Below are 12,916 nucleotides of genomic sequence, written 5' to 3' on the forward strand. Positions count from 1 at the left end.
AGAATAGTAAATAACCATATAAAAACAATCCTTTTAGGTAGTTATAAAATAACCTGAAAGGATTGTTTACGTTACAGGATACTTCATATATTAATCATTAAGATCCCAGTTATATTCTAAATACTGAATTTCTGAAGATTCATTGGTTTTCGTGTCTGAATATTTATTAATAAAAGTAATAATACCTTTCTTAAAATCTACATTATACCATTCAAATATTTTACTGATTTCTATAGTATTTTCAGTAATCTTATTTTTAGTAGAATCATTGATCCAGGTTTTAGATAATTTATCTAATTGATTATTAAGTTTAGTAGGAGTGAAGGCTTCATTTAACAACTTAGGACAGGATACTGCTGCACAATTAAAAGCCACGTGTAATCTTGGTTCATTAAAATTTGGACGAACAATGGTATTTTCTATTTCATTTAAGGAGTATGTCCTATGTCCAGATTTTATAAATTTCTTATCCCAAGGTTTTCCATTATTAATATCCTTAATACTCTTTAGAGGATAGGCAGTGGCAACCAAATGAATGGTCGAAGCGTTATAGAGGTTAAACCAATATGATAGTTTTTCGTTTTTAGTCCAATCTTTTTGAGGTGAAGTTTGCTCTAATTGTTTTAGGTAAAACTCTACTTTAGAAATATCTGATTTAAAACCATTATAATTTACTTTTCCAGATGCAGAAACATGTTTTTTAGTCAATAGATTCCAACCGGAATGATCAGGTCTAATTTTTTTTATTACCGTTGGTACAATCGTTTCTGTTGTTTCTTCTTTTACAGGTGTTTTATCTTTGATTTCTTTCTCAACTTTTTTTCTTGTTGTCGAATCTAAAATAGAATCTTCAGCTTTTTTATTTTCAATCACTTCCGTATTGATAATTGTATCTTCTATTTGAGATTTATTAATAGTGTCTTTTATAACAACTTTATTTTCGGTTTGAATTTTTGTTTTCTTATCCTTTTTTTCAGAAGTACAACCCGATATATAAATTAACATTAATAATAGTAAGAATACCTTTTGCATTATATATTATTTTAAGTGATAATAGAATTGTCTTTTTTTAGAAAGCTGCCTAAAACTATTTTAAGTTGCTGAGAATAAAATCCAACTTTTTATTTGTATTCATATTTTTTGCAAAAGAGTCTGTCATATGAACACTCTTTTTGGATAATCCTAATTGTTGTAATCGATCAATAACGTTTTTATTTTCCAAGGTTACCTTACCAGTTAACAATGTATTCATATCTTGATTAGAATAATAATAGTCATAGATTTTTTTAAGTCCCGTTAGATAGAGGTAATCTTTAGTAAAACCACCACCACGATGTACTCTTAGCGTTATTTGCCAAGCCGTTTCTTTATCCAGTTTATACTGGCTATATAATAAATCAAAAGTATCCTTAAAATCATATCCTTTAATCAGACTATCTGCTGCAATAACACGATAAGCTAATTCCTTCATTCGTTTTAGCGTTAAACAGCCTGACATATATTCACTAAATACAGCAAGCCCTTCCTGAGTTTCTGTGTTATTAACAAAGCCATTAGAAAAAATTTTCAGAGGTTGACTTTTTCCATTAAAAGTAGTAACCATATGCACACCAATCTCATGGTTAGCAAGTACCATTAAGTCATTATCACTAAACTTATTATTCTTTTTTAAAACAAGTGTTTCTGAAGCATTCAGAACCATAGCGGCCGCAGATATATTGGTTGATTTTTTGATTGTAAAGTCAAAATCATAGCGCTCTGCGAAATTTCTAAAATACGCTTCAGCATCCGTAGCTGTGTGTTTTTTTGTAAATTCTTCTTTTGGGTTTTCGTCTTCAAAATGAAGAATAAATCGGGCATTTTCTACATCTCTTTCTTTTGGAGTACCGAAAACTTTTAAGGAATTGTAATAAAAGTTCTTACCACTACCAATCGTTTCGATACACTGAATCAATCCAGAGTATTCGTAAATGATATCTTGATATAATTTTCTGATTTCTTCATCTTCAATTCGCTCTAACCGTTGACTAAAAAATAATCGTTGTAATTTATAAGGTTCGAATTTTATTTTCCGATAGTTAAATTTTGGATTAAAACGATATTTACAAGCAAAAAAACTCTTTTTTTCCTGCTCAATATTCAGTGGATTTAAGTAATTAAGAAGTTCAATGTTCTTAACAAGTCTATCAAGATTTTGATCAATTTCGAATAAATCTGAGTATGTATCTACAACACCTTCGATCATATTGTTTTTTTAATTGGATACAAAAATAATAGATTAACATTTCAGAAACACTACTTTACATCAATAAAGCGATGATAAAATGACTTGGCATGTTCTGGTATTCTCAATATTAGTTCTTGCTCAATCCTATACACAACTTCTGGATACATCACATACTCTAGTTCATGACAATAAATTTTAGAGAATTCAGTCGCAAGGACTAGGGTATTGCGAAAATTTTTGGTAATATATTTTAGAAAATAACCATTTCCTTGAAAAGTATCGTTAATAGCCGCAGTAGTTTTTATATCATTTGGTAGTTTAATTTCGGATAATGAATTACTCCAAGAAGTTGCAAATAAATCAAAACGTTCATTGTCAATATTAGAAGTACCAAGATTCACAACCGGTACTTCGCGATCCCAACGCCTCCAGTTATAGGAATGCATATCATATACAATGGCAGCACCATATTTCGATTCTATTTTAGAAACTAATGCATTGACAATACTATAAAAATTATAATGTTTTTGTAATGAACGCTCTTTTGTATCTGGTTTTAAAGGTTTTTTCCATAATTGTTTTCCCCAGGCATCTTCATAAATTGCATTTTCCGGATCTCTATTAAGATCATATTCAAATCTTGAATCACAACCAGCAATCACGATAGGATGACTTCGCACCATCTGTTTTGTCGCTGGGTCTTCTTCATACCATCGCTCATATTCTGTATGCAGACAGTTATCCCAAAGTTCTTTTCTAAATTGATGTCCATCGTGAACGGCGGCACAAATATAATGAGAATAAGAATCTATCTTAAGTGTAAAAGAGTAGTCCTCGGCAACAGCATCAAAAGGCTGTTCAGCCTGTATTTTAGCCAGCATATCTTTAACAGAAAGCTTAAGCATCATCCACGGTTTTTCTAAGTTTGGCTTTTCTATCAAACCTGTTAACTCTTTGTACGACCTTATCTTCAATGAAATCGACGACTTTTTCTTGTAATCGTATTTTATACTTTTTATTGATATAAGTAATTCCGCCAGGACTCATCACATTTACTTCTACCAGCATACCGTTTATAACGTCAATACCCACAAAATACAATCCATCTTTAACAAGCTTAGGACCTATTAAACGACATAATTCTTTTTCTTGTTTTGTCAACGAATGTTTAACTACAGAACCACCTGCAGTAACATTAGATCTATGATCATCCTCTCCTGGAACTCGACGCATAGCACCAATCGGTTTTCCATTTAAAATAAGAATACGAACATCACCTTGATCAGCTCCTTCTATATAATCCTGAAGGATAACATAATTAGTAGTCCCATCTTTATTATCAATATAAAAATCTAATAGAGAACGGATGCTAGTCATTGCTCTTTTTTCAATTAAAATAACACCAGACCCACCAAAACCATTAAGAGGTTTAAGAATCATTTTATCATTACTAGATTCTTTGATCATTTTGATCAGATAATCTTTATTTTTAGTAACATGTGTTCTTGGAATGAAATGCGTATCAATATCATCAAATGCTGCCGTGTAGAGTTTATTGTTTGATCTTCTGATTCCATCAATATCATTCATAATAAAAACATCATCTTTAATGGAATCCAGAAAATTAAGCATAATCATGTCTAGTGGCGGATTACTGCGTAAAACAATGACATCAAACCCTGCTAAAGGTAACATCTCATCTCTAAACGTTGTCTTCATATAAAATGATTTCATAGAAGAAGAAACTTTCTCCTGACGATTAATAACTTTACAAAAAGAATAGGTTACACTATCTCTGATGGTAAGGTTTGAAGGTGTTGCTAATGCAACCCCATGTCCTCGTTTGGCAAATTCGTGAATTAGTGTTAGACTAGTATCGTTCTCTGGATCGATATCCTCCCAAGGGTACATAAGAAAACAAGCGTTCATGAGCAATATGTGTTTTAGAAAAGAAAAATAATAAATTTTGTGTTTCGATACTTAAAAAAATAGGTAAAACTTGCAATAATTTTATCTAAATAAAAATCTTACTTACAGTCTATGTTAGGCTTTACTTCATTTAATTTCTCCCATACAGGATGATCAATTTGTTGTGGAGAGATTCTGAAAACAACTAAATCTTTATCAATTTTTTCACAAGGTATATAGGTAACTATTATATTAAGATTTACTTCTTTTTTAGTGGTAAATGGATCATAGGTTAATACTTTACCAGCGTAGGATTGATCGTCAATCTTTTCGAAAAAAGCTTTGGCTTTTGGAATATGATTTAAAGATGAAGAATTTGGTTCCGAAACAGCCTTTATTAAACCGTCAAAATAGATTTCTAATTCTGATTCTAAAGTGGTAGTTGACAATTTTGGCTCTTGATCAAGATACCAAAGAAAAGCATAAGAAAAATATTCCTTAGAATCTTGTTTACCCCATCCTGGAGCAAATCGAACATATTCAGTACCTTTATAACTTAAAGATGGAGCGAATGATAAGGGAAATTTTATCGTTTCTTTTCTCCAATTATCAGGAGCAGATAGAAGATTGATTGATGGATCTTCTTTTTTACAATGTATACATACCAGTAAGATGATAATAAAAAACGGTATGGTTTTTGAAAAAGTCATATTGAAAAATAATTATTTTAAGCATTAAAAATACTAATTGTAAAACTATTTATTGTTTTTTATAAATTTGTGAAAAGAAAGAAGGAAAAAATACGAATACAAAAATTTAAAAATGAAATTATATAAGTTTAAAACATTACTACTCTTTATTTTTTGCATTCAGATTTCAATGGCTCAATCGTTAGATGATGAAACTGAGGCTGAGATAATTAATGTACAGAAAGATATTGTTGGCAAACTTACTGGACATGTCCCAATTAAAGGGAAAAAAAAGTTGTCAAGTCGCGCCAGTAAGTCTGAACGTAAAACCACAGCAGATTACTTATTTAATTCCCTCAAAGAAATGGGTCTTAAACCTAAACGTAATACGTACAACGTACAGGATAAAAAAGGAAATCAATACAGTGGAGCAAATGTTTATGCAGAGATTCCTGCAACTAACGGAAGTGATGAGTTTATCGTGTTAGGTGCTCACTATGATACAGCCGAAGGTAGCCCTGGAGCGGTTCATAATGCAACCGGAATAGCCTTAACTATTTATGTTGCTGAGAAATTAACCAAATTAGCGAATAGAAGTATTAATTTTATGATTGTATTTTTTGATCAACAAGAAACTAATATGATTGGTTGTAGAATGTTTGTTAAAAAATTACAGGATGATAAATATAACATAAACTCTATGCACAGAGTGGATTACGTAGGATGGGATAATGATGAAGATAGAGCGATAGAGTTGTTGGCTTCTAATATTAGTTTAGAATCTGCGTATCGCTTGGAATCTGGCGTTCCGGTATTTAAGAGAAGAGTTTCAACTCCGGAAACGAGGGTTTTCTCTACATTAGGATATGAAACTATCACCATTACAGCAGAATTAATGAATGGAGATAATTCACCATATGTTCATCAAGCTGCGGATAAGTACACAACAGTAAACTTCAAATATTTAGCTTCAACATCGGATATTGTTTATAAAGTGATGAAATCACTTTCCAAATAAAATAGTATAAATTCATTTTTAAAAAGGAGTTCTTCTATTTCAATAAGAACTCCTTTAATTTTTTATAATCATTTGTTTTAATACTTACCTTTTGTTTATTCAGTACTTTTTGAATTTGTGGGGGTATTGCGATTTTGGTATCTAATGTTTCTTCCACAATATCCAAAAACTTAACCGGATGAGCAGTTTCTAGAAAAACACCATATTCATTATCCTTTAGGTCATACTCTTTTAATCCTAAATATCCAACGGCTCCGTGAGGATCTGTAATATATTTATTTTGACTATACACTTCCTTCATAGCATCTCTGGTAGTAGCGTCATCAAAACTGTAGGCAGAAAAATTATTCTTTAAAGATTCAAATTTATTATTAAACAATTGTTGAATTCTAATAAAATTACTAGGATTACCAACATCCATAGCATTCGATATAGTAGCTTTCGACGGTTTTGGATCATAATTCGATGTTTTCATATATCGAACAACAGTATCATTCACATTAGTAGCCGCTACAAAATGTTTTACTGGCAGCCCTAATTTTTGTGCTACAATACCAGCACAAATATTACCGAAATTACCACTAGGAACTGAAAAAACTATTTCTTTTCCTTTGCTTTTTAGTTGTTTATAAGCAAAAACAAAATAAAATAATTGGGGTAACCACCTGGCAATATTAATTGAGTTAGCTGATGTTAATTGCATATGATCCGTAATACTTTCATCTAGGAAAGCCTTTTTTACCATATCCTGACAATCATCGAACACGCCATCTATTTCTAGAGCAGTAATGTTTTGACCTAGTGTGGTAAGCTGTCGTTCCTGAATATCGCTAACTTTTCCGGAAGGATATAGAATTACAACATCTACACCTCTTACCCCTAAAAAGCCTTGTGCGACAGCACCTCCAGTATCTCCAGAAGTAGCAACAAGCACAGTAACTTTATCATCATTGTTTCGATTGAAATAACCTAAACATCGAGCCATAAACCGAGCCCCAACATCTTTAAAAGCCATTGTAGGTCCATGAAAAAGCTCTAGAGTTCCAATATTTTCCGTAATATCAATAACAGGAAAATCAAAACTTAATACATCCCTAAGAATATCTCTTAACTCAGTCCCAGGAATCTCATCACCGACAAATTGTTTAATCGTCTGAAAACCAATTTCTACATTGTCCAGATTTTCTATGTTATCAAAGAAAGATTGTGGAAGAGGAGTTATACTTTCTGGGAAATATAATCCTTTATCTGGAGCTAAACCTTTGATGACAGCTTCAGAAAAAGAAACTTTAGGAGCTTTATTATGTAAGCTATAGTATTGCATTTGTATTCTGATTTATTATTTTGGAACTATAGCAGAAAACTCTATTTCTACCAGGATATTTGGATCTATTAATTTTGAAACTTCTACCATTGCGGTTACTGGTTTTATTTCCTTAAAGTATTCTCCGTGAGCTTTACCAATTTCTTCCCATTTTGAGATATCTGTGCAATATATTCTGGTACGAATCACATGACTAAGATCAGCATCTAGTTGATTTAAAACTTTTTTTACAGATTCAATAATAGCTACAGTTTGTTCATATTCATTAGCTCCAGGAGCCGTAGTACCGGAAACTTCGATAGTACTACCAATTTTTATAGCTCTCGAATATCCTACAATATCTTCCCAAGGAGAACCGGTTGCTATTTTTTTAATTTCCTTCATATTAATCAATTATTTTTATTCCTTTACTATTGATTTTAGAAACGTGAATATCAAAATCAAGCCCAGTCTTAGTATATACTTTTCTAATTGCTTCTGCTACGTTTTTTGCTGTCTCCATGCCTTTACTCAATGCAAAAATTGAAGGTCCAGATCCTGAAATTCCACACCCTAAAGCACCTTGGGCAATAGCAGCGTTTTTCACATTTTTAAATTCAGGAATCAGAATAGAGCGCATAGGTTCTACAATAACATCTTCTAAACTACGACCAATAAGATCATAATCCTCTGTAAAGAGCCCGGATACCAATCCTCCAACATTTCCCCATTGATGAATTGCTTGTTTCAATGTCACATTTTGTTTGATTACAGATCGAGCATCCGAAGTTTTTACTTCAATTTGTGGATGGATAACGGTCATAACTAAATCATCCGGAGTGTGTAATTTGATCACATCTAATGGATCATAACTTCGCACTAAAGTAAATCCACCTAATAGGGCAGGAGCTACATTATCTGCATGCGCATTTCCACTTGCTAGTTTTTCTCCTTCCATAGCGAACTCAACTAATTTATGAAGAGAAAAAGGGTTGTCTAATAGATGATTTACAGCCCAAACAGCACCAGCACTGCTTGCTGCACTGCTTCCGATACCACTACCAGCTTTAATTTTTTTATAAATTTCGATATCAACACCTACTTCTTTATCATAATTTTCTAACAAAGCTTCAACAGCTACACCAGCTACATTTTTCCTGGTATCTAATGGTAAATCTGCTCCCTCAATTTTAGTAATTTTAACTCCTGATTCTGAAGTCAATGAAATAATCATTTCATCTCCCACAGTATCCAAACAACATCCAAGCACATCAAAGCCACAAGAAAGATTGGCTACAGTGGCAGGGGCAAAGATCTTTATATGTTTCATTTTAAATTTTGAGTTTTACTTTTTACCAATTCTAATGATATCTGCAAATATACCTGAAGCAGTTACTTCTGCACCAGCACCAGCACCTTTTACGATTAGCGGTTGTTTAGGATATCGATCGGTATAAAAAAGAACGATATTATCACTTCCTTCCAGGTTATAAAAAGGATGATCTGCAGGAATATGTTGTAACCCTACTTTAGCTTTTCCATTTTCGTATTGAGCGACATATTTTAGTCGACAGTCTTTTTTGTTTGCTTCATCAAGAATTTGTGCAAAATGAGCTTCATTGACTTTCAGCGATTCGAAGAAATCACCAACATTATCATTATCAAGACTTTGCTGTGGTAGAAAAGCTTCTTTTTCAATATCTTCTAATTCCATAATATTGCCACTTTCACGAGCTAAAATCAAAATCTTTCGGGCAACGTCTACACCACTAAGATCTATCTTAGGATCTGGTTCTGTATAACCTTCTTCTTGTGCTTGTTTAACCACATCATAAAAATTGACTCCTTCTTTATAGTTATTGAATACAAAATTAAGACTACCGGACAGTACTGCCTGGATTTTATGAACATTATCTCCAGAAGCAATTAGATTGTTTAGTGTATCAATGATTGGTAATCCCGCTCCTACATTTGTTTCATAAAGAAAAGAAGCGCTGAACTTTCTAGAAAGTTCCTGTAATTCTAAGTAATTTACATATTCATCTGCACAAGCAATCTTATTGCAAGTAACCACAGCCATGCTTTCTGCTAAATAATGTTTGTAAACCTTTGCTATATCTGGGTTAGCTGTGTTATCAACAAATATAGAGTTCCTAATATTCATTTCTTTAGCAGTATTGAAAAACTTTTCAGAATCCGCTTTTTCTCCTTCACTTAACCCGTCTTTCCAAGAATCTAATTTAATACCCTGTTCATCAAAAATCATAGTTCTGGAATTAGAAATTCCAACTACACGTATTTTAAGGCGTAATTTATCTTTTAAATAACTCTTTTGTTGTTCTAGTTGGGAGAGTAATTTACTACCAACATTTCCAACACCCGTTACAAATAAGTTTAATTGTTTTGTTTTTACCTCAAAAAAGCGTTCGTGTAATATATTTAATGCTTTTTTAATATCTTTTTTCTCAATAACAACAGAAATGTTTTTTTCTGAAGCTCCTTGAGCAATTGCTCGGATATTTACATTGTTTTTACCAAGTGTACTAAACATTTTTCCACTTAACCCTTGGTGATGATACATATTGTCACCAACTAGTGCTACAATGGCTGCTTCGTTTTCAATTTTTACTGGATCTACTTTATGTTTGGTAATTTCAAATTCGAATGCTGTATCCAAAACTAATTTAGCTCTTTCTGCATCTATTGCATCTACTGCCAAACAGATAGAGTGTTCAGAAGATGCTTGAGTAATCAGAATAACATTGATATTTTCTAAAAATAGTGCTTCAAATAATCGTTTAGAAAACCCTGGAATACCAACCATTCCACTTCCTTCTAATGATATTACAGAGATATTATCAATATGACTAATTCCAGTAACAGGTTTTTGTCTATTGGTTACTTCTCTTGTAATTAATGTTCCTGCATCTTCTGGTTGGAACGTGTTTTTTATTACAATTGGAATGTTTTTGTCTAATATTGGATGAATAGTGGGAGGGTAGATAACTTTGGCTCCAAAATGAGACAATTCCATAGCTTCCTGATATGAAATATGTGAAACAGGCTTAGCTTGTTTTACCAATTTTGGGTTTGCTGTATACATACCACTAACATCTGTCCAAATCTGTAATTTATCAGCTTGTACGGCAGAAGCTAAAATTGCTGCAGTAAAATCCGAACCCCCTCTACCTAAAGTAGTAGGTTCTCCTTCTGATGTTTTGGCTACAAAACCAGGAAACAGACTAATCTGATGCGTATTATCCTGTGCATATCTTTTGATTCTAAAATTAGTCTCCTCATAATCAATAGTTACTTTTGCAGCATCTGTAGTAATGATGTAATCTCTAGAATCTTTAAGGACAATATCCAAGCCTTTTACTTTTGCTGCTTCTGCGATTATGAAAGAAGATAACATTTCACCAAAACTAGCGATTACAGATTCTGTTTTAGGTGATAACTCGCTTAAGAGACATACTCCTTCGCATAGGGATTCTAGTTTATTTAATTCAGATTTTACTTTACTAATTATAGAACTTTGAGAAACCACCGGAATTAATTCTTTTATGGCTTCCAGATGTCTGTTTTCTATAGTAACAAGGGTGTTTTTATATTTTTCGCTATTAGAAGAAGCTTCTTTTCCTGCTTGTATTAAAAGATCCGTTACTCCACCCAGAGCAGAAACAACCACGTAAAGCGATTTATTGTTAGACTGCTTTTCGATGATTTCTATAACTTTTTCTATGGTTGCTGCATTTGCAACTGAAGAACCTCCAAATTTTAGAACGTTCATATGATATTTTTTTAGAATGATGTATTTGATATAGCTTTTCGGTAGTTTCTTTACATAAAATAACTACTTACTAAATTTTTGTGATATATAAATGATTAACCCCTAAGGGTAATAATTGTAGTTGTAGTACGTGTAAAAGAAGTGTAAGCGAAAGCCGCTGTTGTTTCTAACGCGAAAAGTAAAACCGAGATTGAAACCGTACTAAACATTAGTTTGCTTTATATTTAAGTTCAAATGTATAATTTTTTACTTTTGAACAAAATAAAAACGTTACTAATCATAAACTTTTATTGATCCTTTAATTTATGAGTTGATTCGTTAAAGCATTCTTAAAAAAATAAATCTAAAAGGGTTGTTGTATTTTGAAAACGTATTATCAAATGATTACTAAAAATTAAACTTGTGAAGATATTTTCCGCTACTCAAATGCGAAAAGCAGACGAAGTTACCATTCAATCTCAAAAAATCACTTCTTTAGAATTGATGGAAAGAGCTGCTACTCAAATATTCAATGTATTGCATCAACGATTACAAGGTGCGCCAATACCAATCCACGTATTTTGCGGTATTGGAAACAATGGGGGAGATGGACTTGTCATTTCTCGATTGTTAGTTGAACATGGATATCATGTAAAAACATACATTGTTAACTTTAGTGATAAGAGATCTGAGGATTTTTTGGCTAATTATGATCGCCTTAAAGCTATTGGAGTAGAATGGCCTATACAATTAAAATCTGAAGAAGACTTACCTGATATTAAACAGCAGGATATGGTGATCGATGCTATTTTTGGGATAGGATTAAATAGACCTTTAGTATCCTGGGTAATTAATTTAATTAAACATATTAATGCCTCCAGATGTTTTACATTATCCATTGATGTACCGTCTGGTTTATATGCAGATAAGGCTCCCGATGATCCCGAAGGAGTTATTTATGCATCTACAACAGTTACTTTTCAATTACCAAAATTGATATTTTTCTTGCCAGAAACAGGTCAATATTCTCAGGATCTCGAAGTTATTGATATTGGTTTGAATAGAGATTTTATTGCGCAGACACCTGGTTTTGCGGAATTGATTAGCAAGAATGAAGTACTTTCTTTGTATAGACCGAGACACAAATTTGCTCATAAAGGAGATTATGGACATTGTTTAATTATTGGAGGTAGTTATGGAAAAATAGGTAGTGTAGTATTGGCTACAAAATCAGCATTACGAATTGGAGCTGGTCTAACAACAACTTATATTCCTGAATGTGGATATGATATTCTACAGACTTCAGTTCCCGAAGCTATGGTAGTTACTGATGATCAAGATGATTTTATTTCTAATATTTCGGTTGATTTCAATCCATCAGTAATTGGAATAGGTATTGGACTTGGAACTCATGAAAAAACAGTGGAAGCCTTTGGTGAATTTTTGAATCAAAACAAGACTAAATTAGTTATAGATGCTGATGGCATTAATATATTAGCTAAAGAACCAGAATTGTTAAAATACTTACCTAAAAATACTGTATTAACTCCTCATCCAGGAGAACTAAAGCGTTTAATTGGTGCTTGGAAAGATGATTTTGATAAAATTGATATGGTAAAGAAGTTTTCTAAAAAGCATGATTGTATCGTTGTCGTAAAAGGAGCGAATTCTTTAATTATTTATCAAGATGATATATATGTGAATACTTCTGGAAATCCAGGAATGGCAACAGCAGGAAGTGGCGATGTCTTAACAGGAATCATCACTGGATTAATTTCTCAAGAATATGATCCATTACAGGCAGCAGTTTTTGGAGTATATCTACATGGTAGTTCAGGTGATTTGGCAATTCACGAAACTGGTTATCAGGGATTACTAGCTAGTGATATTGTTTCTAATATAGGAAAATCATATATAGAATTGTTCAAAAAACCAGAGCAGCAGCAACCTCAAGCCTGATTCTGCTTAAAAAAATAGTGGTTTTCGCGTACAATTTTGTTTA

At 32.3% G+C, this 12,916-nt stretch carries 11 protein-coding genes; 2 read left to right on the top strand and 9 right to left on the bottom strand.

Translation table 11 applies throughout. The features are described 5' to 3' along the window. Positions 1–90: 90 nt before the first annotated feature. The 5 genes from Q0829_RS02605 to Q0829_RS02625 all read right to left on the bottom strand — a co-directional run bounded on the left by Q0829_RS02605 (position 91) and on the right by Q0829_RS02625 (position 4,845). Positions 91–1,032: a DUF547 domain-containing protein gene (locus Q0829_RS02605; RefSeq protein ID WP_298539593.1), complete on the bottom strand. Its 942-nt coding sequence runs from the start codon at positions 1,030–1,032 to the stop codon at positions 91–93. Between the two features lie 55 nt (positions 1,033–1,087). Next, positions 1,088–2,245, bottom strand: a complete 1,158-nt coding sequence (locus Q0829_RS02610) for a flavohemoglobin expression-modulating QEGLA motif protein (protein ID WP_298539596.1) — start codon at positions 2,243–2,245, stop codon at positions 1,088–1,090. Positions 2,246–2,295: 50 nt separating this feature from the next. Beyond that, complete coding sequence (locus Q0829_RS02615) at positions 2,296–3,132, bottom strand: N-formylglutamate amidohydrolase (RefSeq protein WP_298539599.1); 837 nt, start codon at positions 3,130–3,132, stop codon at positions 2,296–2,298. Further along, positions 3,125–4,156, bottom strand: a complete 1,032-nt coding sequence (gene gshB / locus Q0829_RS02620; protein WP_298539602.1) for a glutathione synthase — start codon at positions 4,154–4,156, stop codon at positions 3,125–3,127. Before gshB ends, Q0829_RS02615 begins: the two co-directional genes overlap by 8 nt. Before the next feature lie 98 nt (positions 4,157–4,254). Continuing rightward, positions 4,255–4,845, bottom strand: coding sequence for a hypothetical protein (locus Q0829_RS02625; RefSeq protein WP_298539605.1), 591 nt, complete (start codon positions 4,843–4,845; stop codon positions 4,255–4,257). Between the two features lie 112 nt (positions 4,846–4,957). Here Q0829_RS02625 and Q0829_RS02630 point away from each other — a divergent pair, with 112 nt between their 5' ends. Continuing rightward, a complete protein-coding gene (locus tag Q0829_RS02630; protein ID WP_298539608.1) occupies positions 4,958–5,842 on the top strand; it encodes a M28 family peptidase in 885 nt (294 codons plus the stop codon). 34 nt (positions 5,843–5,876) lie between these two features. On the opposite strand, the gene thrC is transcribed toward Q0829_RS02630, so the two are convergent. From thrC to thrA, 4 genes are read right to left on the bottom strand one after another with little or no spacing between them, the layout of a single operon-like run. Further along, entirely contained in the window at positions 5,877–7,166 is a 1,290-nt protein-coding gene (thrC, locus tag Q0829_RS02635; RefSeq protein WP_298539610.1) for a threonine synthase, read from the bottom strand. A gap of 15 nt (positions 7,167–7,181) precedes the next feature. Then, positions 7,182–7,550: a RidA family protein gene (locus Q0829_RS02640; protein WP_298319360.1), complete on the bottom strand. Its 369-nt coding sequence runs from the start codon at positions 7,548–7,550 to the stop codon at positions 7,182–7,184. 1 nt (position 7,551) lies between these two features. Continuing rightward, entirely contained in the window at positions 7,552–8,475 is a 924-nt protein-coding gene (locus Q0829_RS02645) for a homoserine kinase (RefSeq protein WP_298539612.1), read from the bottom strand. 15 nt (positions 8,476–8,490) lie between these two features. Then, positions 8,491–10,935 carry a bifunctional aspartate kinase/homoserine dehydrogenase I gene (thrA, locus tag Q0829_RS02650; protein ID WP_298539615.1) on the bottom strand — a complete coding sequence of 815 codons (2,445 nt, stop codon included), beginning with the start codon at positions 10,933–10,935 and terminating at the stop codon, positions 8,491–8,493. 402 nt (positions 10,936–11,337) lie between these two features. Between thrA and Q0829_RS02655 the strand changes: the two genes are divergently transcribed. Continuing rightward, positions 11,338–12,873: an NAD(P)H-hydrate dehydratase gene (locus Q0829_RS02655; protein ID WP_298539617.1), complete on the top strand. Its 1,536-nt coding sequence runs from the start codon at positions 11,338–11,340 to the stop codon at positions 12,871–12,873. Positions 12,874–12,916 lie beyond the last annotated feature (43 nt).

The sequence above is a fragment of the uncultured Aquimarina sp. genome (assembly GCF_947492405.1).
Classification (GTDB): Bacteria; Bacteroidota; Bacteroidia; order Flavobacteriales; family Flavobacteriaceae; genus Aquimarina.

Excerpts from the sequence above, each read along its gene's own strand:
- Q0829_RS02605 (WP_298539593.1), bottom strand. The coding sequence starts at position 1,032 with ATGCAAAAGGTATTCTTACTATTATTAATGTTAATTTATATATCGGGT.
- Q0829_RS02610 (WP_298539596.1), bottom strand. The coding sequence starts at position 2,245 with ATGATCGAAGGTGTTGTAGATACATACTCAGATTTATTCGAAATTGAT.
- Q0829_RS02615 (WP_298539599.1), bottom strand. The coding sequence starts at position 3,132 with ATGCTTAAGCTTTCTGTTAAAGATATGCTGGCTAAAATACAGGCTGAA.
- gshB (WP_298539602.1), bottom strand. The coding sequence starts at position 4,156 with ATGAACGCTTGTTTTCTTATGTACCCTTGGGAGGATATCGATCCAGAG.
- Q0829_RS02625 (WP_298539605.1), bottom strand. The coding sequence starts at position 4,845 with ATGACTTTTTCAAAAACCATACCGTTTTTTATTATCATCTTACTGGTA.
- Q0829_RS02630 (WP_298539608.1), top strand. The coding sequence starts at position 4,958 with ATGAAATTATATAAGTTTAAAACATTACTACTCTTTATTTTTTGCATT.
- thrC (WP_298539610.1), bottom strand. The coding sequence starts at position 7,166 with ATGCAATACTATAGCTTACATAATAAAGCTCCTAAAGTTTCTTTTTCT.
- Q0829_RS02640 (WP_298319360.1), bottom strand. The coding sequence starts at position 7,550 with ATGAAGGAAATTAAAAAAATAGCAACCGGTTCTCCTTGGGAAGATATT.
- Q0829_RS02645 (WP_298539612.1), bottom strand. The coding sequence starts at position 8,475 with ATGAAACATATAAAGATCTTTGCCCCTGCCACTGTAGCCAATCTTTCT.
- thrA (WP_298539615.1), bottom strand. The coding sequence starts at position 10,935 with ATGAACGTTCTAAAATTTGGAGGTTCTTCAGTTGCAAATGCAGCAACC.